At 75.3% G+C, this 20,593-nt stretch carries 25 protein-coding genes; 17 read left to right on the top strand and 8 right to left on the bottom strand.

Annotation, left to right across the window (positions count from 1 at the left end; translation table 11 throughout):
- Positions 1-42: 42 nt before the first annotated feature.
- On the bottom strand, positions 43-1,968 hold the full coding sequence (locus AB0A74_RS22035; protein ID WP_358252024.1) for a prolyl oligopeptidase family serine peptidase: 1,926 nt from the start codon (positions 1,966-1,968) through the stop codon (positions 43-45).
- A 130-nt stretch (positions 1,969-2,098) separates the two neighbouring features.
- On the opposite strand from AB0A74_RS22035, the gene AB0A74_RS22040 reads away from it, so the two are divergent.
- From AB0A74_RS22040 to AB0A74_RS22075, 8 genes are all read left to right on the top strand, one after another.
- Positions 2,099-2,665 carry a DUF3090 domain-containing protein gene (locus AB0A74_RS22040; RefSeq protein WP_343933514.1) on the top strand — a complete coding sequence of 189 codons (567 nt, stop codon included), beginning with the start codon at positions 2,099-2,101 and terminating at the stop codon, positions 2,663-2,665.
- Between the two features lie 30 nt (positions 2,666-2,695).
- The gene (locus AB0A74_RS22045) at positions 2,696-3,469 is read left to right on the top strand and encodes an SCO1664 family protein (protein ID WP_358252026.1); all 774 of its coding nucleotides are present in this window, start codon (positions 2,696-2,698) and stop codon (positions 3,467-3,469) included.
- A 91-nt stretch (positions 3,470-3,560) separates the two neighbouring features.
- On the top strand, positions 3,561-4,013 hold the full coding sequence (locus tag AB0A74_RS22050) for a GNAT family N-acetyltransferase (protein ID WP_358252027.1): 453 nt from the start codon (positions 3,561-3,563) through the stop codon (positions 4,011-4,013).
- Positions 4,014-4,032: 19 nt separating this feature from the next.
- Positions 4,033-4,791, top strand: a complete 759-nt coding sequence (locus tag AB0A74_RS22055) for an aminoglycoside phosphotransferase family protein (protein WP_358252028.1) — start codon at positions 4,033-4,035, stop codon at positions 4,789-4,791.
- Between the two features lie 52 nt (positions 4,792-4,843).
- Positions 4,844-5,674 (top strand): DUF3097 domain-containing protein, encoded by an 831-nt coding sequence (locus AB0A74_RS22060; protein ID WP_358252030.1) that lies wholly within the window; start codon positions 4,844-4,846, stop codon positions 5,672-5,674.
- A gap of 40 nt (positions 5,675-5,714) precedes the next feature.
- The gene (locus AB0A74_RS22065; protein ID WP_358252032.1) at positions 5,715-6,137 is read left to right on the top strand and encodes an NfeD family protein; all 423 of its coding nucleotides are present in this window, start codon (positions 5,715-5,717) and stop codon (positions 6,135-6,137) included.
- 12 nt (positions 6,138-6,149) lie between these two features.
- Positions 6,150-7,367, top strand: coding sequence for an SPFH domain-containing protein (locus AB0A74_RS22070; protein WP_358252034.1), 1,218 nt, complete (start codon positions 6,150-6,152; stop codon positions 7,365-7,367).
- Between the two features lie 109 nt (positions 7,368-7,476).
- On the top strand, positions 7,477-9,096 hold the full coding sequence (locus tag AB0A74_RS22075; protein ID WP_358252036.1) for a hypothetical protein: 1,620 nt from the start codon (positions 7,477-7,479) through the stop codon (positions 9,094-9,096).
- Here AB0A74_RS22075 and AB0A74_RS22080 read toward each other — a convergent pair.
- The gene (locus AB0A74_RS22080; protein WP_358252038.1) at positions 9,034-9,711 is read right to left on the bottom strand and encodes a hypothetical protein; all 678 of its coding nucleotides are present in this window, start codon (positions 9,709-9,711) and stop codon (positions 9,034-9,036) included. The two genes, AB0A74_RS22075 and AB0A74_RS22080, sit on opposite strands and share 63 nt — an antisense overlap.
- A gap of 51 nt (positions 9,712-9,762) precedes the next feature.
- Here AB0A74_RS22080 and AB0A74_RS22085 point away from each other — a divergent pair, with 51 nt between their 5' ends.
- Positions 9,763-10,713, top strand: coding sequence for a hypothetical protein (locus AB0A74_RS22085; protein ID WP_358252040.1), 951 nt, complete (start codon positions 9,763-9,765; stop codon positions 10,711-10,713).
- Positions 10,714-10,741: 28 nt separating this feature from the next.
- Here AB0A74_RS22085 and AB0A74_RS22090 read toward each other — a convergent pair whose 3' ends face one another.
- Together AB0A74_RS22090 and AB0A74_RS22095 are read right to left on the bottom strand one after the other, a co-directional pair.
- The gene (locus AB0A74_RS22090) at positions 10,742-12,115 is read right to left on the bottom strand and encodes an amidase family protein (RefSeq protein WP_358252041.1); all 1,374 of its coding nucleotides are present in this window, start codon (positions 12,113-12,115) and stop codon (positions 10,742-10,744) included.
- 25 nt (positions 12,116-12,140) lie between these two features.
- Positions 12,141-12,515: a DUF1707 domain-containing protein gene (locus AB0A74_RS22095; RefSeq protein ID WP_358252043.1), complete on the bottom strand. Its 375-nt coding sequence runs from the start codon at positions 12,513-12,515 to the stop codon at positions 12,141-12,143.
- Between the two features lie 88 nt (positions 12,516-12,603).
- Between AB0A74_RS22095 and AB0A74_RS22100 the strand changes: the two genes are divergently transcribed.
- Positions 12,604-13,491 carry a pentapeptide repeat-containing protein gene (locus AB0A74_RS22100; protein ID WP_358252045.1) on the top strand — a complete coding sequence of 296 codons (888 nt, stop codon included), beginning with the start codon at positions 12,604-12,606 and terminating at the stop codon, positions 13,489-13,491.
- Between the two features lie 30 nt (positions 13,492-13,521).
- Here the strand turns inward: AB0A74_RS22100 and AB0A74_RS22105 are convergent, their stop codons facing one another.
- Complete coding sequence (locus AB0A74_RS22105) at positions 13,522-14,034, bottom strand: CGNR zinc finger domain-containing protein (RefSeq protein WP_358252047.1); 513 nt, start codon at positions 14,032-14,034, stop codon at positions 13,522-13,524.
- Positions 14,035-14,060: 26 nt separating this feature from the next.
- Here AB0A74_RS22105 and AB0A74_RS22110 point away from each other — a divergent pair, with 26 nt between their 5' ends.
- Together AB0A74_RS22110 and AB0A74_RS22115 are read left to right on the top strand one after the other, a co-directional pair.
- The gene (locus AB0A74_RS22110) at positions 14,061-14,237 is read left to right on the top strand and encodes a hypothetical protein (RefSeq protein ID WP_358252049.1); all 177 of its coding nucleotides are present in this window, start codon (positions 14,061-14,063) and stop codon (positions 14,235-14,237) included.
- Positions 14,234-14,914 (top strand): TetR/AcrR family transcriptional regulator, encoded by a 681-nt coding sequence (locus tag AB0A74_RS22115; protein WP_358252051.1) that lies wholly within the window; start codon positions 14,234-14,236, stop codon positions 14,912-14,914. The genes AB0A74_RS22110 and AB0A74_RS22115 overlap by 4 nt, the downstream gene beginning before the upstream one ends.
- Here the strand turns inward: AB0A74_RS22115 and AB0A74_RS22120 are convergent.
- Positions 14,819-15,703, bottom strand: a complete 885-nt coding sequence (locus AB0A74_RS22120; protein ID WP_358252052.1) for a sucrase ferredoxin — start codon at positions 15,701-15,703, stop codon at positions 14,819-14,821. The two genes, AB0A74_RS22115 and AB0A74_RS22120, sit on opposite strands and share 96 nt — an antisense overlap.
- 115 nt (positions 15,704-15,818) lie before the next feature.
- Here AB0A74_RS22120 and AB0A74_RS22125 point away from each other — a divergent pair, with 115 nt between their 5' ends.
- Entirely contained in the window at positions 15,819-16,511 is a 693-nt protein-coding gene (locus tag AB0A74_RS22125) for an alpha/beta hydrolase (RefSeq protein ID WP_358252054.1), read from the top strand.
- Complete coding sequence (locus AB0A74_RS22130) at positions 16,496-17,248, top strand: SDR family oxidoreductase (protein ID WP_358252055.1); 753 nt, start codon at positions 16,496-16,498, stop codon at positions 17,246-17,248. Before AB0A74_RS22125 ends, AB0A74_RS22130 begins: the two co-directional genes overlap by 16 nt.
- Positions 17,249-17,276: 28 nt before the next feature.
- Here the strand turns inward: AB0A74_RS22130 and map are convergent, their stop codons facing one another.
- On the bottom strand, positions 17,277-18,068 hold the full coding sequence (map, locus tag AB0A74_RS22135) for a type I methionyl aminopeptidase (RefSeq protein WP_358252056.1): 792 nt from the start codon (positions 18,066-18,068) through the stop codon (positions 17,277-17,279).
- A 73-nt stretch (positions 18,069-18,141) separates the two neighbouring features.
- Here map and AB0A74_RS22140 point away from each other — a divergent pair, with 73 nt between their 5' ends.
- Positions 18,142-18,399 carry a helix-turn-helix transcriptional regulator gene (locus AB0A74_RS22140; protein ID WP_358252057.1) on the top strand — a complete coding sequence of 86 codons (258 nt, stop codon included), beginning with the start codon at positions 18,142-18,144 and terminating at the stop codon, positions 18,397-18,399.
- A gap of 9 nt (positions 18,400-18,408) precedes the next feature.
- Complete coding sequence (locus AB0A74_RS22145) at positions 18,409-19,005, top strand: 50S ribosomal protein L11 methyltransferase (RefSeq protein ID WP_358252059.1); 597 nt, start codon at positions 18,409-18,411, stop codon at positions 19,003-19,005.
- A gap of 117 nt (positions 19,006-19,122) precedes the next feature.
- Here AB0A74_RS22145 and pip read toward each other — a convergent pair whose 3' ends face one another.
- Positions 19,123-20,070 (bottom strand): prolyl aminopeptidase, encoded by a 948-nt coding sequence (pip, locus tag AB0A74_RS22150; protein ID WP_358252155.1) that lies wholly within the window; start codon positions 20,068-20,070, stop codon positions 19,123-19,125.
- Positions 20,071-20,116: 46 nt separating this feature from the next.
- Here pip and AB0A74_RS22155 point away from each other — a divergent pair, with 46 nt between their 5' ends.
- Positions 20,117-20,593 (top strand): MarR family transcriptional regulator, encoded by a 477-nt coding sequence (locus AB0A74_RS22155; protein WP_358252061.1) that lies wholly within the window; start codon positions 20,117-20,119, stop codon positions 20,591-20,593.

Consider the following 20,593-nt stretch of genomic DNA (forward strand, 5'->3'; position numbering starts at 1 on the left):
GGCCCGCCGGGGTGGCGGCGGGCCCGGGGTGGCGTGGTGGGGTCACCGGCGCAGGGGCAGGACGGGGACGTGGGGCGGGGTGAACCCGAAGACCTGGCCGTAGAAGGACAGTTCGGCCTCCAGCGCGGCGACGATCGACTCGGCTTTGCGGAAGCCGTGCTGTTCGCCCTCGAAGGTCAGGTAGGCGTGCGGGATGCCGGTGCCGTCCAGGGCCGCGACGAACCGGTCGGCCTGCTCGGGCGGGCAGATCTCGTCCTCCAGGCCCTGCAGCAGCAGCACGGGCCCGGCGAGCCGGTCCACGCGGTGGGAGGGGGAGCGTTCGGCGTAGATCTCGGCGGCCTGCGGCCACGGTCCGACCAGGCCCTCGACGTAGCGGGACTCGAAGTCGTGGGTCTCGCCGCCGTCGCCGGTCCAGCCGCGCAGGTCCAGGATGGGGAAGGCGACCATGCCGCACCGGTAGGTCTTGACGGTGGTCATCGACGCGGCGGAGGTCCAGCCGCCAGCGCTGCCGCCGCGGATGCCCAGCCGGGCGCCGTCGGCGGTGCCCTCGTCGGCCAGGGCCTGGGCGACGGCGGCGCAGTCGTTGACGTCCACCACGCCCCACTGGCCGCGCAGCCGTTCGCGGAAGGCGCGGCCGTAGCCGGTGGAGCCGCCGTAGTTGACCGCGACGACGCCGATGCCGCGGCTGGTGAAGTAGGCGATGTCGATGTCCAGGACGGGCGCGCTGCGGCCGGTGGGTCCGCCGTGGACGTGCACGACGTAGGGCGGGCGCTCGTCGTCGGGGCCGGCGAAGTCGGGGTTGGTGGGCGGGTAGACGTAGGCGGGCACGTCCTGCCCGTCGGGGCCGGTGAAGACGCGTTCGGCGGGCACCGGCAGGTAGTCGGCGGACGGCAGCGCGGCGGGGGCCTCGGTGAGCCGGGTCAGCTCACCCGTGGACAGGTCGAGGCGGACGACGGCGGCTTCCTCGCGGGGCCCGGCGGCGCTGCTGACCACGATCCCGTCCTGCACGGCCAGGTGCGCGCCCCACACGGGCAGGTCGTTGTCGACGTCGGTGACCGTCCCCGAACGCTCGTCGAGCACGGCCAGCGCGCCGGAGCGCAGCACGAGGTGCCGGCCGCCGCCGAGGGTGGCGAACCACCGGTTGCCCAGCCGCCACATCGGGCCGCCGAGTTCCTCGGCGCAGGGGGCGAGGTTGGTGCGGGCGCCGTCGGGGGTGATGCGGAACAGGTTCCACCAGCCGTCGGGGTCGGTGAGGGCGAGCAGGTCGGGCCCGTCCCACTCGACCTGGCACACGGCCTCCTCCGGGCCGCCGGCGACGACGCGGTGCCCGGTGGAGCCGACCTCGGCCACGCACAGCTCGGTGCCGTCCCACGGCATGTTCGGGTGGTCCCAGCCGATCCAGGCGAACCGGGTGCCGTCGGGCGACAGGCGCGGCCCGGTCATGAAGTGGTGGCTGGCGGCGAGCACGCGCGGGGCGGAGCCGTCGAGGGGGACGGCGACCAGGTCGCGGCGGATGTCGGTGCGGGCGTCGCCGGTGACGGTCTCGCGCACGCACCACACCTCCGTGCCGCCGGGTCCGGCGGTCAGGTCGGCGTAGCGCACGCCGTGGTGGCGCTGCGGCGCGTCGGTGATGGGCGCCGGGGCCACGGGGTCGGAGTCGGGGTCGAACAGGTAGATCCGCTGGTCGTCCCAGTTGGTGAAGGCCACCCGGGTCCCGTCGGCGGTGTCGAGCACCACCCACGGCCGCCCGCCGTACTCGTGGACGCGGTTGCGCACGTTCCAGGGCGGCGGGAGCAGGTCCCGGCCCTCGCGCACCAGCGCCACCCGCCCGGCCTGCGCCGGTCGTCCCTCCGCCCACCACGCCGAACCCGCGTGCAGGTCCACCCAGTGCAGGCCGCCGCCGGCCGCGGCGGCGTCGGCCGCGGCGATGGGCGATGTCCACGTTCCGTACGGTGCGATCTTCACCACGCCCGCGACCCTATAGCGGTGGTGGTCGGGCCGGTGAGCGCCGATCGGGCGCGCCGCGGGCTCCACAGATGACGGAAAACCCGGGGGAGGGCTGCCGATCTTGGCGCGGTGGCCTAGGGTCGTTGGTGTCATGGCACGCGTCATCCACGTATTCCGCCAACCCGACCGGTTCGTAGCCGGGACCGTCGGGCAGCCTGGCGAGCGCACGTTCTACCTGCAGGCCGCCGAGGAGGCGCGCCTGGTGAGCGTGGCGCTGGAGAAGCAACAGGTCGCCGTCCTCGCCGAGCGCATCGGGTCGCTGCTGGAGGAGGTGCACCGGCGGTTCGGGGCGGAAGTGCCCGAGTCGGTGCCCGAGGACCTCCGGGACACCGAACCGCTGTCGGTGCCGGTGGAGGAGGAGTTCAAGGTCGGCACGATGGGGCTGGGCTGGGACGCCGAGTCCAGCGCGGTGGTCATCGAGCTGCTGGCGATGACCGAGGAGGAGGTCGACGAGGCGGTGGTCCTCGACGACACCGAGGAGGGCCCGGACGCGGTGCGGGTGTTCCTGAGCCCGCTGGAGGCGCGGGCGTTCGCCGAGCGCGCCGACCGGGTGGTGCGCGCCGGGCGCAAGCCGTGCCCGCTGTGCTCGGAGCCGCTGGACCCCGACGGGCACGTGTGCCCGCGGCAGAACGGCTACCGGCGTTCGGACGAAGGCTGACCGGCTGCCGTGCGGCCCGGTGACGACGGAGTGCTCGACCTGCTTTCCCACGGCCGGATCGAGGTCGAGGGCAGGCTGGTGGACGCCTCGAACGCGACCCTGTTCTGCGCGATCAGCGCCGACGGGGTGAGCGCGCAGTGCGTCTACAAGCCGGTGCGCGGCGAACGGCCGCTGTGGGACTTCCCCGACGGCACCCTGGCCGGTCGTGAGGTGGCGACCTACCTGGTGTCGCAGGCCGCCGGGTTCGGGTTGGTGCCGCCGACGGTGCTGCGGCCGGGCCCGTTCGGGCCGGGCATGGTGCAGCTGTGGGTGGAGACCCGCGAGGACGACGACCTGGTCGACATCGTCCCGGTGGACCAGGTGCGGCCGGGGTGGCGGGCGGTGCTGCACGCCCACGACCGGCACGGCGACCCGGCGGTGCTGGCGCACGCCGACCACCCGCGGGTGCGGTTGATGGCGGCGTTCGACGCGGTGGTCAACAACGCCGACCGCAAGGGCGGGCACGTGCTGCACGCCCACGACGGCGGCGTGTACGGGGTGGACCACGGGATCTGCCTGCACAGCGACGACAAGCTGCGCACGGTGCTGTGGGGGTTCCTGGGCGAGCCGCTGCCCGAGCAGGCGGTGGAGGGGTTGGGGCGGGTGCGGGCGGAGCTGTCCGGCGCGCTGGGCGAGGCGCTGGGCGAGCACCTGACCCGCGCCGAGGTCGCCGCGCTGGCCGAACGCGCCGACAAGCTGCTGGCCGCCGGGGTGTACCCGGAGCCCTCCGACGACTGGCCCGCGATCCCCTGGCCCGCGTTCTGACGGTCGTCCCCGCGCCGAGGGGCTTTCGTGCTGCCGGCGCGACCGCCGATGGGGTGTAATCGGCGGGGTGAGCGGTGTTCAGCTTCGCGACGTGACCGAGGCCGACGTGCTGGTGTTCTTCGAGCACCAGCTGGACCCCGACGCCAACCGCATGGCGGCCTTCGTCGCGGCCGACCCGACCGACCGGGCCGCGTTCCTGGTCAAGTGGGCGCGGATCCTGGCCGACGACAGCATCGTCGCCAAGACCATCGAGTTCGACGGCCGCGTCGTCGGCCACATCTCCCGGTTCACCCAGTTCGGTGAACCGGAGGTGACGTACTGGATCGACCGCGAGTACTGGGGGCTGGGCCTGGCGACCGCCGCCCTGACCCGGTTCCTGCAGCTGGACCGCACCCGCCCGCTCTACGCCCGCGCCGCGGTGGACAACCTCGGGTCGCTGCGGGTGCTGGACAAGTGCGGGTTCGTCGCCGTCGGCGAGGACGTCGGCTACGCCGAGGGCCGGGGCGAGGACGTCGAGGAATTCATTTTGCGGCTCGACGCCTGAGCCGGGCACGCTGGCGATCGTGACCGCGAAGCTGATCACCCGGTTCGGGCCGGGCGTGCAGACCTGGATCGACGCGCTGCCCGACCTGGTCGCCGCCCTGTCCGCCCGCTGGGACCTCGACCCGCTGCGGCCGATGACCGGCGGCACCTCCCACACCCTGCTGTGCCGCCGCGCGGGCGTGCCGGTGGTGCTGAAACTGACCCCGGAGCCGGAGATCGCCGGGCAGGAGCTGGCCGCGCTGACCGCGTGGGAGCCCTCGCCGCGCATGGTCCGCGTGCTGGAGTCCGACGTGGCGGCGGGCGCCCTGCTGCTGGAGGCCCTGGAACCCGGCACGCCCGCCAGGTGGGACCCGCCCGCCATGTCCGCGCTGCTCGCCGCGCTGCACGTGCCGCCGCGCGGCGACTTCCCGACCCTGGCCGCCCGCGTGGACTTCGTGTTCGAACTGCTGGCCCGCCGACGCCCGGGCGACTACTCCGCCGGCCACGCGGCCGCGGCGCGGCTGGCCCGCGACGGTGTCCCGGCGGCCCTGCTGCACGGCGACCTGCACCTGGACAACGTCCTGGACGCCGGCGCGCGCGGCCTGGTGGCCATCGACCCGCGGCCGTGCGTCGGGGACCCGGCCAGCGACGCGGTCGATTTCGCCTACTCCGCCCCCGACCTGCGCACCGGCGTGGAGGCGCTGTCGGGCGTGGTGGAGGGTGACCGGCTGGCCGCGTGGTGCCGCGCGTTCGCCGACTTCTTCCCCGACCGCCGCGAGGAAGCCCTCACCCTGAGGTGACCCGGCGTGGCAGGCGCTCATCCGATGGGGTGAGCCGCTAGCGTCGCGGGTCGTGCGATCACAGGACTACGGGCGGGACGTGCTGGCGGGACCCAAGCGGCGCGAGGTGCGCGAGGTGCCCGCCGAACCCGGGCTGGTCGTGGAGGACCCCGCCGGGTTCTGCGGCGCCGTCGTGCGCTTCGAGCACGGCGGGGTGGTGCTGGAGGACCGGCACGGCCGCGAACGGCTGTTCCCGCTGCGCCCCGCCGGGTTCCTGCTCGACGGGCGGCCCGTCACCCTCGTGCGGCCCGCGCCGGGGGCCGCCGCGCCGACCCGGTCGGCCTCCGGGTCGGTCCGCGTCGAGGGCCTCAAGGCCCGCACCGCGCGCGACTCCCGCATCTGGGTGGAGGGCCTGCACGACGCCGAGCTGGTCGAACGGGTCTGGGGCCACGACCTGCGGGTGGAGGGCGTCGTGGTCGAACCGCTGGACGGCGTGGACGTGCTCGCCGACCGCGTCGCCGAGTTCGGCACCGGACCCGGCCGCCGCCTGGGCGTGCTGGTCGACCACCTCGTGCCGGGCAGCAAGGAGTCCCGGCTGGTCGAGCGCGTCCGCGACGAGCACGTCCTGGTCACCGGCCACCCGTACGTGGACGTGTGGCAGGCGGTGAAACCGGCGTCGGTGGGCATCGCGGCGTGGCCGGTGGTGCCGCGCGGCGTGCCGTGGAAGGAGGGCGTGTGCGCCGCGCTGGGCTGGGGCGAGCCGGCGGCCGGGTGGCGGCGCGTCCTGGCCGGGGTGCGGGGCTTCCGGGACCTGGAGACGCCGCTGATCGGCGCGGTCGAGCGGCTGATCGACTTCGTCACCGACGGCCCACCCGACGGGCAGCCGGAGGGGCAGGACGGGTGAACCGGTCACGCGCCGTGCCCGTTGGTGCGAGGATGGCGGCGTGGCCGCGTTGATCTGGTTGATCGTCGGTGTCGCCCTGGTGGCCGCCGAGATCCTCTCCGGCGAGTTCGTCCTGGTCATGCTCGGCGTCGCGGCGCTGGGCGCGGCCGGGGCGGCGGCGCTGGGCGCGGGCGAGCTGGTCAGCGCGGCGGCGTTCGCGGTGCTCGCGCTCGGGCTGGTGTTCGGCGCGCGCCCGGCGCTCAAGCGCCGGCTCACCGCCGGGCAGGACCACCGCTCGGGGGTGGAGGCGCTGCTGGGCGGCACCGCCGTCGTGGTGTCCACGGTGGACGCCCACGACGGTCGGGTGCGCATCGGCGGCGACGTGTGGTCGGCGCGGTCGCTGGACCACAGCGTGCTCGAACCCGGCACGGAGGTCACCGTGGTGGAGATCCAGGGCGCGACCGCTGTCGTGCTCGGCGTCTAGGAGGGGAGAACCGTGACCACGACGTTGATCGTCATCGCGGTCCTGGTGTTGTTCGTGCTCGTCGTCGCGGTCAAGTCGGTGCTGGTGATCCCGCAGGCCACCGCCGCGGTGATCGAACGGCTGGGCCGCTACCGCACCACCGCCGCGCCCGGCCTGAACATCCTGGTGCCCTTCTTCGACCGCGTCCGCGCCCGCATCGACCTGCGCGAGCAGGTCGTGTCGTTCCCGCCGCAGCCGGTGATCACCCAGGACAACCTGACGGTGTCGATCGACACGGTCGTGTACTTCCAGGTCACCGACCCGCGCGCGGCGGTCTACGAGATCTCCAACTACATCGTCGGTGTCGAGCAGTTGGCCACCACGACGCTGCGCAACCTGGTCGGCGGCATGAGCCTGGAGGAGACGCTGACCTCACGCGACCAGATCAACAACCAGCTGCGCGGGGTGCTGGACGAGGCGACCGGCCGGTGGGGCATCCGGGTCGCGCGGGTGGAGCTCAAGGCGATCGACCCGCCGCCGTCCATCCAGGACTCGATGGAGAAGCAGATGCGCGCCGACCGGGAGAAGCGCGCCATGATCCTCACCGCCGAGGGCCAGCGCGAGTCGGCGATCAAGTCCGCCGAGGGCCAGAAGCAGGCGGCGATCCTGTCCGCGGAAGGCGCGAAGCAGGCCGCGATCCTGGCCGCCGAGGCCGAACGCCAGTCCCGCATCCTCAAGGCCCAGGGCGAGCGCGCCGCCCGCTACCTGCAGGCCCAGGGCCAGGCCAAGGCCATCGAGAAGGTGTTCGCCGCGATCAAGGCCGGCAAGCCCACCCCGGAGGTGCTGGCCTACCAGTACCTGCAGACCCTGCCGCAGATGGCGCAGGGCGACGCGAACAAGGTGTGGCTGGTGCCCTCGGACTACGGCAAGGCCCTGGAGGGCTTCGCCCGCATGCTCGGCGCCCCCGGCGAGGACGGCGTGTTCCGCTACGAGCCGCCCGCCGACGAACCCGCCCGCGGCACCCCGGAGGAGGACGACCCGTCGGTGGCCGACTGGTTCGACACCGCCCCCGACCCGGCCGTCGCCGAAGCCGTCCGCGCCGCCGAAGCGGTGGCCCGCAAGGAGGTCCCCGGCCCGCTGGAGTCCACCCGCGCCTCCCTGGCCGAAGCCGCCCCGGACACGACCGCGGCCCTCGGCCCGGGCACGTCGACGCCGGAGGACACCGAGCCGCCGCGCTCGCTGCACGAGTAGGACCACCCGGCCCCGCGCCACGAACGGGTGAAACGCGGCCGGTCCGGCTATCGCGGGACCGGCGCTCCGCGAAGTCCTGGGCACGAGGCTTCGAGCGAGGTGATCCGCCGTGCACGCGCATCTGGCGTGGTGGTTGCCCGACGTGGTCGTGCTGTCGGTCATCTCCGGAGCGGTGCTCGGCCTGCGGGCCGGTGAGCGCGACCGGATGCGCGGTGTCGTGATCTGGCTGGTCGTCTCCGTCGCGGGCGCGGCCACGGTGCTGGTCCCCGTGGTCCGCCCCGGGGCGGTGTTCCCGGTCTTCGCCGGCTTCGTGGCGGTGCAGCTCGCCGTGCTGGTGGTGTCGCTGGTGCTCGACCGGCGTCGGTCCGGCGGCGGGTCGGACGCCGCGGACTGGCGGGACCCGGCGACGGTCAGCGCCTACAGCTTCGGTCTGGTGGCGGTGGCGACGCTGACGACCCGCGCCTACCAGGCGGCGTGGCCGCCCGGTTCGGCGGCGACCGCCTTCCTCGGCCTGGTCGGTCTGGCCCTGTTCGCCGTCGGCGCCGGGGTGCGCTCCTACACCCGCAGGGCCGAAGCGCAGCGGCGCGGCGTGGCCGACGCGTTGGGCAACCAGCGCCTGCTCCTCGCGCTGCTGACCGGTTTCGGCATGGTCGCCGCCGCCCCGGTCTTCGTCCTGCTCGGCCGGCCGCTCGGGTTCGACATCGCCGGCGACGCCCGCCCGGCACCGGGCGAGTGGGCGACCGGCGCCACCATCGCGGCCACCGTCGCCGTCGCCGCGGTGGGCGTCGTCGTCGCGGCCGTCACCAGACCGGGCCCTGAGGTGGACGACCGTCTGCTTCGCCCCCGCGGTCTCGCGGTCGCCCTGGTGGGCGCCGCGAACGCGGCGCTGGTCGTCCTCGTCGTCCACGACGTCCTCGCGCACCGGCCGACCTGGCCGCTGCCGGTCGTGCTCTACGTCGTGCTGCTCGCGGCGCTGGTCGGCGTGATGTACGGCGAGGACCTCATCACGACGCCGGTGCGGCTGCAACTGCTGCGGCCCGGCCGCCGGGCCTGGGCGTTGACCGTGCTGGGCGGCGCCACGGCCGCCGCGCTGACGGTGTGGATGATCGAGCGGCACCTGTGGGTGGGGCCGTGGCGCGGGGTCACCTTCGCCTCCGCCGCTTCGACCCTCGCCCAGTTCGGGCTGGGCCTGCTCTGCGTCGTGGCGATCCACTTCGTGCTCGCCATGTCCTCCTCGAAGGCCCAGCAGGTCACGGTGAACAGCCCGGCGGTCAACGTCGTGCAGGGTCAGCCGCTCTACGCGTTCCTGGCGGCGGCCACGTGCTGGCTGCCCAGCGTCCTCCTGGCGCGGTTCGTGCCGGACGTGTTGCAGAACATCAAGCCCGCCATCGCGTTCCTCGCGCTGTCCTGGGTGCTCTACCGGGTCTACCTCTACGCCCACAAGATGAACGCGCAGCACTTCGCCGACGAGCTGACCCGGACGATCCCCAGGCTCGACCGGCTGGCCGGCGACGCGGCCGGGTCGCTGCGGCTGCACCGCGAGTTCCGGGCCCGTCTGCGCGCCCACCTGGACTGGCAGGACAAGGGCACCCGGGTCCTGTTCGTCGCCTCGATCGTCTGGCTCCTGGTGGTCGTCGCCGCCACGAAGGGCTGGCTGGAGGAACACCTACCCGCGAAACGCGAGGTTCTTGCGCCGCTGCCGCACGTGGGCGAGGGCGGCATCGGCTAGCAGGCCGGCGGCGGACGCGCTCACCGCCGCGATCGTCACCCGACCGGCGCGGGTGTCGGCGCTGACCTGGTTGTCCAGCAGCACGAGCGCGGCGAAACCACCGCCCGAGGCCAGCGCCACCCCGACCAGCGGGCCGACCGCGCGCCAGTCGACACGGCCCGGAGCCGCCGCGACGGCACGGGCGATCACCGAGGCCCACAACCCGGCGAACGCGGCCGACATGGTCACCAGGTACACCGCGTGGTACGCGCCCGCCGCGTTGAAGCGGTGCGGGCGCGGCAGGGTCCAGTTCAGCCTCGGCGCGTCGTCGAGCAACCACAGCACCTGCGTGGCCGCGCCGCCGGCCGCTCCCAGCGCCGCCGCCGCGCCGCCGATCAGCCGTTCCCGCTCGACGGGCGGCAGACCGGCCCGCGCCAGGACCAGCGCGCCGCAGCAGACCGGCAGCAGCAGGCCGTCGCCCCACGTGGCGCTGCGGTAGGTCCACAGGCCGGGGAGGTCCCGGGTGGACCGGCGGGTCGCGAGGGAGAACGCGAGCAACGCCCCGAAGCCGCCGACGCCGGTGGCCGTGGCCGCCAGCACCGCGCGGCGCAGGGCGTGAGGACTCCATGCGCTCACCACCGGGAGTCTAGGCGCGCACCGGCCCCGGCCGGGGGCGTGGACGCGGCGATGATCACAGTCGTGGCCACCGAGTGGAGCATCGTCACACAGGGGTCGGTGCGGTTGGATGTGCCGGTGCCCGAATTACCCGATCGAGTGAAGGCCTGGTTGGGTCGGCCGGACCTGGAGTGGTCGCGGCGGTGGGACGGGTTGGCCGAGGTCGTGGCCGAGCTGTCCGCGCGGGTGCTCGCGGGGCCCGGTGGGCGCGAAGCCGCCGAAGGGGTCGCCGAGGCGGTGGTGGCCGCGATCGGCGAGCACCAGGCGCACCGGGCGGAGCTGGCCGGGCTGGTGGACCGGGTGCTGGACCTGCACGCCGTGGCCTGTGCCGCCGACCCGCCCGACCCCGACCGCCTCGCCGGGTGGCTGCTGCACCTGCAGACCGGGTTCCCCGAACCGCCCGAGGTCCGGCTGGCGCCCTACGCGGCGGCGCTGGGCGAGCGGGGGTTGGCGCGCTACCGGCAGGAGGCGGTGGCGCGGTTCGAGCGGCTGCCGGTGATCGGGTTCGGGCAGACCGGGCGGTACGACCGCGAGCGGTGGGCGTTGCTGCGGGTGATGGAGGAGCTGGCCGAGCACACCGGCGACGTCGACCTGCAGGTGCTGGTGCTGGCCCGCGACCTGTCCTCCGGCTGGCACTACCTGCAGGTCGCCACCGTGCTGCGGGACGCGGGGCGCTCGGCGGAGGCCCTGGACTGGGTGGCGCGCGGCCTGGCGGCCACCGGTGGGCGCGGCGCGGCCGGGCGGCTGGTGGACCTGGCGGTGGACGAGTGCCTGCGCCTGGGGTCGCCGGCGCGGGCGGTGGGCTGGCGGCGGGAGGCGTTCCTGGCCTCGCCGACACCGGAGAACTACGCCCGGCTGCGCGGGCTGGCCGTCGCGCACGGCGTGTGGGACGAGGTGCGCGACGAAGTCCTGGCCACCGTCACCGACACCGCGTTGCGCGACGACCTGGCCCGCCTGGGCTGACCGGGCCCGCGCGAAGGGACCCGCGGTCTCAGGTGTAGGCGGGCGGGCGGCGGTCGGTCCACGGGCGGGCCCGTTCCAGTTGGCCGGCGGCGGCCAGCACGGTGTTCTCGCCGTGCGGCGGGCCGACCAGTTGCACCGCCAGCGGCAGACCGGACGCGGTGTGCCCGGCGGGGACGGCCGCCGCCGGGTTGCCGGCGATGTTCCACAGCGGCAGGAACGTCGTCATCCGCGCCGCCGCCAGCAGCGCCGCCACGGTCGGGCGGCGACGCCATTCCGCGACCCGCAGCGGCGGGCGGGTCAGCACCGGGGTGAGCAGCAGGTCGTGGTCGGCGAAGATCCGGTTCGCGTGGTCGGTCAGCGCCGGGCCCTGCTCCAGCGCCGCGCGCACCGCCGGGCGCGGCAGGGCCCGGCCCAGCGCGGCGACGCGGCGGGTGCGGGGGTCCAGCCGGTCGGGGCGGTCCAGGGCGGCCTCGGTGACGGCCGCGCAGTGCAGGTAGCGGGCGGCGAAGGCGGCCGAGCCGGACACGTCGCGCATCTCCGGGTCCAGGCGCACCACGTCGTGGCCGAGGTCGGCGAGCAGGCTCGCGGTGTCCAGGACGGCGTCGCGGACCTCCTCGCCGATCGGGATGCCCGGTCCCCAGGTGCGCAGCGACACCGCGACGCGCAGCGGTCCCGGGTCCTTCGTGGCGGCGGCGGTGTGGTCGTGGCCGGGCGCGAGGACGTCGAGCAGCAGCGCGGCGTCGCGGACGTGCCGGGTGATCGGGCCCGCCGCGACCAGCCCGGTCCACACCTCCTCGTCCAGCGGCACGTGGTCGCGGTGCGGTTTGAGGCCGAACAGGCCCGTGCACGCCGACGGGATGCGCACCGACCCCGCGCCGTCCGTGCCGACCGCGGCCCCCACCAGCCCCGCGGCGACGGCGGCGGCCGACCCGCCGCTGGACCCGCCCGGCGAGTGCTCCGGCGACCACGGGTTGCGCGTCGCCCCCGCCCAACTGCTCTCGGTGTAGGGCCACAGCCCCAGCTCCGGCATCCGGGTGCGGCCCACGACCACGGCCCCGGCCGCGCGCAGCCGGCGCACGACCTCGGAGTCGGCGGCGGCGGTCGCCTCGACACCGGCGGTGCCGTTGGTGGTGGGCAGACCCGCGACGGCCAGGTCCTCCTTGACCGCGACCGGGACCCCCAGCAGCGGCGCGTCCTCGCCCCGGGCGCGGCGGGCGTCGGCCTCGGCGGCGTCGGCGCGGGCCCGGTCGGCGAACACCAGCCGGAACGCGTTGAGGCGGCGGTCGTGGGTGTCGATGCGGCGCAGGCACTCGGCGACCAGGTCGCGGGAGGTCAGCTCGCCCGCCCGCAGCAGCTCGGCTTGCTGGGCGGCGCCCGCGAAGCACGCGTCGGTCAGGTCCATGGCCGAACCCTAGGGCAGGAGCGGCTCAGGTCGGCCGGTGACGCGCGCGGTGGCGCAACACGAGGACCGCGACCAGCAGCAACGGCCACGGGAACGGCAACGGCGACGCGATCCACGCCACGACCGCGATCACGGCGACCACCGCGAGCGCCGGCGGCCGACCCCGCCCGACCGGGTGGGGGAGACCCGCGGGGTGGAGCTGTCCGGCGAGGGGCGGCAGGTCGGCGGTGAGCGGGGCGAGTTCGGCGCGGTGGACGGCGGCGTAGGCGGCGGTGATGCGGTCCTCGGCCTCGGCCAGGGTGAGCCGGCCCTCGCCGACCGCGTCGCGCAGCCGGCCCGCGACCGCGTCCCGTTCGGTGTCGGAGGCCCGCACGGCCTCCGGTGGGGTGGGTTGTGGCATGGGTCGATGGTCGGCGCGGGGCGCGGGTCTCCGCATCGGTCGGGGGGCGGTGACGCGGACTACGTCCACCGACGTACGCGGTGCGGGCATGATCGGTGTCATGCCGACGTGGGTGCTGTGGCTGGCGGTGGCGCTGGTGCTGGTCGTGATCGTCGCGCGGCACCGGCGGCGCGCGCGGGCCGAGGTGCTGCTGGACGAACACGCCCGCCGCCGCACCGAGCGGGAGACGCCGTCGCCGGTGTCGGTGTGGCGGGAGGCCAACCGCCTGTTCCGCGCGGGCGACCGGGAGGGGTTGCTGCTGCTGGCCGAGATCGGCCGGGAGCTGCCCGCGCGGCGGCAGGACGTGGTGGACACGTGGCTGGCGGCGTTGCGCGGCGGGGTCAGTCGAGGCCTGGACGCGCGCTGGCGCACGGCGGTGCAGAGCGAACTGGTCGCGCACCTGCGGCCCGGCGCGGACTACTGGCCGGGCATGGACGTGCGGGCGGCCGGGGCGATCCTGGTGGAGGTGGACCTGTCCGGGTGCCGGGTGGGGCGGGTGGACTTCACCGGGGCGGTGTTCGTCGGCGACGCCCGGTTCGAGGCGATGACCGTGACCGGGGCGGCGGTGTTCGACGGGGCGCGGTTCCTGCGGCACGGGCTGTTCACCGACACGCTGTTCGCGCGGTCGCTGTCGATGGCGGCGGCGGTGTTCACCGGCAACCTCGCGCTGTCGGGGGTGCAGGTGGCCGACGCGGCGCAGCTGGCCGGGGCGAAGGTGTCGGGCCGAGCGGACCTGCGGCGCGCGGAGTTCGGCGGGCCGGCGGGGTTCGAGTCGGTGTTCTTCGGCGGGCGGGCGCTGTTCGGCGAGGTCGTGTTCCACCGGGACGCGCTGTTCACCGGGGCGTGGTTCCGGGGGCGCACGGACGTGACCTCGGCGCTGATCGGCGAGACGGCCGACTTCGCCGGGGCCCGCTTCGGCCGCCGCGTCATGCGCTGACCGCGCGTCGCGGTGTCACGTGTTCGGGTGTCACGCGGTGCGGCGGCGGTGGCGGGCCACCTGTTCCCGGTTGGCGCAGCGGGTGGTGCAGTAGCGGCGGCGGCCGTTGCGGGAGGTGTCCACGTAGACCGTGCCGCACCCCGGGCGGGCGCAGTGCCCCAGGCGGCCCGGGTCCTCGCACAGCACGTGCGCCAGGCCCGCGGCGGTGAAGGCGCGCACCCGGTCGGGGGTGGGGGCGTGCTCGGGGGCGAAGTGCAGGTGGGGCGCGCGGCCGTCGTGGGTGGAGACGTACGGGCGGGCCGCGGCCTCGGCGAGCAGCTCGTTGACGTGCGCGACGCGGTCGGTCCCGCCGGTGAACACCGGTTCCAGGCGGCGCGCCCACGCCACCAGCTCGCGGGCCTGCGCGTCGGTCAGGGTGCCCAGGGGCTTGTAGCCGTGGTCGCGCAACAGGTCGAGCAGGTCGGCGGCGGTGGCCGCGCGGTCGGCGTTGACCAGGGCCGCGGCCAGCTGCGCCGCCGCCCCTCCGTAAGGGTTGAAATGCACTGAACCATGACACCACGCTGGGTGGCGTGACGACCAGATGCCCTTCCTGCGGGTGGCCCACCACCGATCACGCCCACCCGGTGTCCGTGCACGGCCGCACGGCCTACCTCCGCTGCGTCTGCGGCCTGTGGCTGGTGCTGGACTCCGGGCAGGTGGTGGCCACGGCCGGCGGCACGAGATCGGCTATCGTCCCGTCCCCGTGACCACCCGCCGCGAGCTGCTGTGCGACACCGTGATCTCCGTGCTGGCCGCCGAGGGCGGCCGGGGGCTCACCCACCGCGCCGTGGACCGCGCCGCCGGCGTCCCGCTGGGCACCACGAAGAACTACTTCCCCACGCGGGAGGCGCTGCTGCGGGCGGCGGCCGAGCGGATGACCCGGTTGCACGCCGAGGCGGTGGCCCGGCTGCGCGACACCACCCCCGCCGACGTCACCCCGACCCGGGTGGCGGAGCTGTACCCGGCGCTGCTGCGCCGCGCGGTGCTGGAGGACCCCACCCACCTGCTCGCGATGGCCGAGCTGTACCTGGAGGCGGTGCGGCGGCCCGCCGTGCGCGAGGCGCTGGGCCGCATGGTCGTCTCCAACGCCGAGGCGGGCGCGTCGCTGCACCGCGCCGCCGGGCTGCCCTCCACCGCCCGCGACGCGGGCCTGCTCGACGCCTACTTCCTCGGCGTGGCGGTGTCGCTGCTCGCGCTGCCCGCCGACGCCCTGCGCGCCACCGGCCTGGACGACCCCTACGCGCTGGGTCTGGGCCTGTTCCGGGCCGCCGTGCCGCCCACCGCCGACTCAGGGCACCGGGACGAGGCGCTGCACGCCGGTCGCGACGAGCCGGGTGGGCACGACGGGGACCGCCCCACAGCTTCCCGGACGTGCCGGCGGTAGGTCGCGGCTCTCCACCGCCACCCGCCACGCCCGCCCGTCGGCGTGCCGCACGGTGGTGCCGTGCACGGTCAGCACGTCCCGGTCCTCGCCGAGGCGTTCCCGCACCGCCAGCTCCGCGACCTGGCCCGGCTTGTCGAACGCCGACCGGCCCCGGCAGCGCCGCGTGACCACCCGCCCGTGCGCGGCCTCGTGCAGCAGGTGCTCGGCGAACCCGACGTCCAGCCGCCCGTACATGTAGCCGGTGGGCAGCAGCACGCCGGTGGGGGAGAAGCGGTGACCGCCGGTGTGGGTGCACTCCCACACCGCCTCCGGGTGCGTGCCGGCCAACGCCGCGACCAGCGGCCGGCCCCACAGGGCGCAGCACACGTCCCGCCGGCTGTTCGTGCACACCGTCAGCAGCGGCTCACCGGTCACCTCGCCCAGTCCCGGCCGGCGCCCCGCGGCCAGCGCGGCGAAGTCCAGCTCCAGCAGCCGCCGCGGGTCGGTGTCGGCGCGTTCCAGCCACGACGCGCCCGGCGCGGTGCAGGCCACGTACACCCGGCGCGGCGCGGGCCGGTGGGTGTCGGCGTGGTGGCCGGGGCGGCGGATCAGCAGCACCCGCACCCCGGCGGCCTCCGCCCGGCGACCCAGTTCCGCGCCCAGCTCCGGGTCCAGGTGGCTGCCGGTCAGCGCGTCGCGGCCCCACGGACCGGGCTGTTCCAGGCAGATCCACGCGGCGGCGGTGGCGGCGGTGCCCGCCTGCGGCTCGTGCAGGTCCGCCGACACGGCGGCACAGCGTGGCTCGGTCACCACTCCAGAGTGCACCCGTACGGCCGTTCGGGTGACTTCAGGGTTGCCGAACAGCGCGTTTTGCTCACAGCGGAACCCCCGACGGGGTCGCCGGCCCGCCCCGTACGGTGGCGGCATGATCACCGGAACCGCGGCCGGCGTGCCGTACGTGGCCCTCCCGCCCCGCACCGGCCGGCGACTGGTCCTCGTGTGGCACCTGCTCGGCGAGCCCGGCACCCCGGAGGACATGGCGGCCACCCTGCCGCTGCCCGACCTCGACGCCTGGCGCGTCTACCCGGCCCTGCCGCTGCGCGACCCCAACCCGGACTTCCTGCTCGACGGCTACGCGCCCCTGGTCACCGAGGCCGCCGACGCCGTGCCCGACCTGGTCACCGCGCTGCGCGGCGAACTGGGCTGCGCCGGGCCGGTCGACGTCGTCGGCGGCTCCGCGGGCGGGCACGTCGCGCTGCTGACCGCCGTGCGCGGCGAGGTGCCGGTGCGGCGGGTGGCCGTGGTCAACCCGGCCGTGACCGCCGAGTCGGTGGTGGAGGCGTCCGTGGCCGCCGCGTTCCTGCCCGGCTACGACTGGACGCCCGCCGCCCGCGCCGCCGCCGAACCCCTGGACGTCCTGGCCGCCGCCGACCGGCTCACCGCGCCCCTCCTGGTCGTGCGCGGGGCCGAGGAGTACCCGGCGTTCCGACCGGTGCAAGAGCGGCTGTGCGACGTGGTGCCGGGCGCCAAGATCGTCGACGTGCCCGGTCTGGCGCACATGCTGGTGACCGGGGTGGACGAGGTGCGGGCGGAGGTGTCGGCGTGGCTGAGCGACTGAACCCCGGCGACCGATCGACCACAGGCGACCGGCTGACCGTGGTGACGGGCGGCAGCCGGGGGATCGGCGCGGCGACCGTGCGCCGGCTGGCCGCCGACGGCCACCGCGTCGTGCTCGGCTACCGCGCCGCCCGCGAGGAGGCCGAACAGCTCGCCCGCGAGGTCGGCGGCCTGGCCGTGCGCTGCGAGGTCGCCGACCCCGACGACGTGGACGCCCTGTTCGCCGCCGCCGCCCGCCTCGGCCGCGTCACCGGCGTGGTGATCAACGCCGGCGTCACCAGCCCCGCCGGGCCGCTGGCCGACACCGAGGTCGCCGACCTGCGCCGCGTGCTCGACGTCAACGTCCTGGGCGCCCTGCTGTGCGCCCGCCGCGCCGCCCGCGACCTCACCGACGGCGGCGCGATCGTCTCGGTGTCCTCGGCCGCGGCCACCCTGGGCAGCCCGGGGGAGTACGTCCACTACGCCGCGAGCAAAGCCGCCGTGGACGCCATGACCATCGGCCTGGCCAAGGAACTGGGTCCGCGCGGCATCCGCGTCAACGCCGTCGCCGCCGGCACCGTCCACACCGACATCCACCGGCTCACCGGCGTCCCCGACCGCCCGGACCGCGTCGCCCCGCTCATCCCGCTGCGCCGCGCCGGACAGCCCGAGGAGATCGCCGCCGCCATCGCCTGGCTGCTCGGCGACGACGCCTCCTTCACCACCGGCGCGGTCCTGCGCGTCGCCGGCGGCCTCTGACCGCCACCTGCCGGCCGTCGAGGCGGGGTCACGCGCCGGCGGCCACCGGCAGGCGCGGAGCGGTCAGCACCCGCGGACCGGACTCGGTGATCGCGACGGTGTGCTCGACGTGCGCCGCGCGGCTGCCGTCCACCGTGCGCAACGCCCACCCGTCCGGGTCGGTGGTGTAGGCGTCCCGGCCGCCCGCGTGGAACATCGGCTCGATCGCCAGCGCCATGCCCGCCCGCAGCGTCAACCCCCGCCCCGGCCGGCCCTCGTTGGGCACCCCCGGCGACTCGTGCATCGCCCGGCCGATGCCGTGCCCGCCGAAGTCCTCCGGGATCCCGTACCCCGCCGCGCGCCCGATCCGGCCGATCGCGGCCGACACGTCACCCATCCGCGCTCCCGGCACCGCCGCGGCGATCGCCGCCGCCAACGCCCGCTCGGCGGTCTCGATCAGCGCCGCGTCCGCCGGGTCGGCATCCCCGACGACGAAGCTGATCGCCGAGTCGCCGTGCCAGCCGTCCACGTGCGCGCCGCAGTCGATGCTCACCAGGTCGCCCTCGCGCAGCCGGTAGCCGTCGGGGATGCCGTGCACGATCACGTCGTTGACCGAGGCGCAGATGTGCCCCGGGAACGGCGTCGGCGCGAACGACGGCCGGTAGTGCAGGAACGACGAGGACGCGCCCGCCGCCCGCACCACCTGCGCGGCCACCTCGTCCAACTCCAGCAGCGACACCCCGACCCGGGCGTGCGCACGCACCGCCGCCAGCGCGTCGGCCACCACCAGGCCCGCCACGCGCATCGCGTCGAACTCGCCGGGGGACTTCAACTCGATCACCGACACCAACCCCTCACCGTGATAACAATACCGGTATAGATATCACAGCAGCGCCGGTATTACTATCACGCCCATGGTGCGACAGCCGCTCACCCAGTCCGACCGCGACCGCGGCGAACGCCTCGGCGACGCCCTGCGCCGAGCCCGCGGCGACCGCAGCATGGTCCAGGTCGCCACCGCCGCCGGCATCTCCGTGGAAACCCTGCGCAAGATCGAACGCGGACGCATCCCCACCCCCGCCTTCTTCACCGTCGCCGCCCTCGCCGACGCCGTCGGGCTCTCCCTGGACGACCTGTGCCGCCAACTCGCCGACGAGCGCCCCGCCGCCTAGACGCCCCGGATGCCCGAGCACACCACCCCCGCACCCGTCCCGCTCGTCCCCGAGATCACCCTGCACACCGCCACCGACATCACCGCCCTGTGGGAGCGCACCGGCACCCCCGACCCGCCCTTCTGGGCCTTCCCGTGGGCCGGGGGACAGGCACTGGCCCGCCACCTGCTCGACCACCCCCACCTCACCACCGGCAAGCGCGTCCTCGACCTCGCCACCGGCTCCGGCCTGGTCGCCATCGCCGCCGCCCGCACCGGCGCCCACGTCACCGCCAACGACATCGACCCCCGCGCCGGCGACGCCGCCACCCGCAACGCCCACGCAAACCACGTCACCATCACCGTCGAGATCACCGACCTGCTCGACACCGACACCGACCACGACGTAGTCCTGGCCGGAGACGTCTTCTACGACCGCGACATGGCCGCCCGCGTCCTGCCCTTCCTGCACCGCGCCCACCACCGAGGCGCACTGGTCCTCATCGGCGACCCACAACGCGCCCACCTGCCCCGCACCGGCCTCACCCGCGTCGCCACCCACGACGTCCCCGTCCCACACGACCTCGAAGGCACCACCCGACGCACCACCCACATCTGGCGCCTCTAACGAAAACCGCTACACCCACCCCACACGCCACCAGTACCGTCCGCCACCACGCGCGCCGCGACCAGCCACCACACCGCTCCTCGTGACGACCAGCCCGAGACCATCGGCCCGCGACCGTCAGCGCCGGTGGGCGAACCTGTCCGTCGCCGCCACCACCGCCTCCGTCATCCCCGGGTCCTGCGCGCTGTGCGACGCGCCCGACACCACCACCAACTCCGCGTCCGGCCACGCCCGCGCCACCTCCCACGCCGTCGCCACCGGCCCCTGCATGTCCCACCGGCCGTGCACCAACACCGCCGGGATCCCGCGCAACCGCGGCATCTCCCGCAACACCCGCCCGTCCGCCAGCCACGCCCCGTGCCGGAAGTAGCGGGCCGTGATCCGCGCGAACGCCGTCCGCCACCGCGGGTCCAGCTCACGCGGCGACGGCACGCGGTCCGCGTCCAACGTCAGGATCGACGACTCCCACGCCACCCAGTCGTCCGCCGCCTTGCGCCGCACCGCCGGGTCCGGGTCGTTCAACAACTCGTCGTAGGCCGCCACCAGGTCCGTCGCCCCCTCCGGCGCACCCGCCCGGAACCGGTGCCACTGCTCGGGGAAGAACCGCCGCAACCCGCCGTAGAGCCACTCCAACTCCTCGCGCCGACTCGTCGTCACCGCCACCAGCACGACCTCGGTCACCCGCTCCGGGAACGTCTGCGCGTAGTGCAACCCCAGCGTCGAACCCCACGACCCGCCGAACACCATCCACCGGTCCACACCCCGGTCCACCCGCAACCGCTCGATGTCCGCCACCAGGTGCGCCGTCGTGTTCACCGACAGATCGGTCCCGTGGTCCGCCGCGTGCGGGATCGACCGCCCCGAACCGCGCTGGTCGAACAGGACGATCCGGTAGGCGGCCGGGTCGAACTGGCGGCGCATGCCGGGGGAGCAGCCCGTCCCCGGACCGCCGTGCAGGCCCACCACCGGCTTGCCGTCGGGGTTGCCGGACTCCTCCCAGTACACGAGGTTCCCGTCACCGACGTCGAGCATCCCGTGCGCGTACGGCTCGATCTCCGGGTACAGCACGCCGAACTCCCTCCAGAAGCAACAGTGCTGTTACATTAGGGGAGTGGACGACAACCCCACCACCGATTACCTCGGCACCCGCCTGCGCCACCTGCTCGACCTGCTCGACGACGGCGTGGCCCACGCCTACACCGAACTCGGCCTCGCCGACTTCCGCCCCCGCTACAACCCCATCATCCGCATCGTCCACGCCCACGGACCCCGCTCCATCCGCGACCTGGCCGCCACCATCGGCGTCACCCACTCCGCCGTCAGCCAAACCGTCAACCAGATGCACCGCGACGGCCTGGTCGAACTCCACCCCGGCACCGACGCCCGCCAACGCATCGTCCACCTCACCCCACGCGCCGCGAAGCTCCTACCCGTCCTCGACGCCGAGTGGCACGCCACCACCACCGCCGCCCGCGAACTCGACGCCGAACTCCCGTACCCCCTCAGCGACCTGGTCGAACACGCCCTGCGCGCACTGGGGGAGCGCCCCATGCCCGACCGCGTCCACCCCCACCTGCCCGACGCCTGA

This window comes from Saccharothrix sp. NPDC042600 (assembly GCF_040647305.1).
GTDB lineage: Bacteria > Actinomycetota > Actinomycetes > Mycobacteriales > Pseudonocardiaceae > Actinosynnema > Actinosynnema mutabilis.

Bases quoted from the DNA above. Each gene is read 5' to 3' on its own strand.
- AB0A74_RS22040 (WP_343933514.1), top strand. From the start codon at position 2,099: ATGGCACGCGTCATCCACGTATTCCGCCAACCCGACCGGTTCGTAGCC.
- AB0A74_RS22085 (WP_358252040.1), top strand. From the start codon at position 9,763: ATGATCACAGTCGTGGCCACCGAGTGGAGCATCGTCACACAGGGGTCG.
- AB0A74_RS22090 (WP_358252041.1), bottom strand. From the start codon at position 12,115: ATGGACCTGACCGACGCGTGCTTCGCGGGCGCCGCCCAGCAAGCCGAG.
- AB0A74_RS22095 (WP_358252043.1), bottom strand. From the start codon at position 12,515: ATGCCACAACCCACCCCACCGGAGGCCGTGCGGGCCTCCGACACCGAA.
- AB0A74_RS22100 (WP_358252045.1), top strand. From the start codon at position 12,604: ATGATCGGTGTCATGCCGACGTGGGTGCTGTGGCTGGCGGTGGCGCTG.
- AB0A74_RS22125 (WP_358252054.1), top strand. From the start codon at position 15,819: ATGATCACCGGAACCGCGGCCGGCGTGCCGTACGTGGCCCTCCCGCCC.
- AB0A74_RS22140 (WP_358252057.1), top strand. From the start codon at position 18,142: ATGGTGCGACAGCCGCTCACCCAGTCCGACCGCGACCGCGGCGAACGC.
- AB0A74_RS22145 (WP_358252059.1), top strand. From the start codon at position 18,409: ATGCCCGAGCACACCACCCCCGCACCCGTCCCGCTCGTCCCCGAGATC.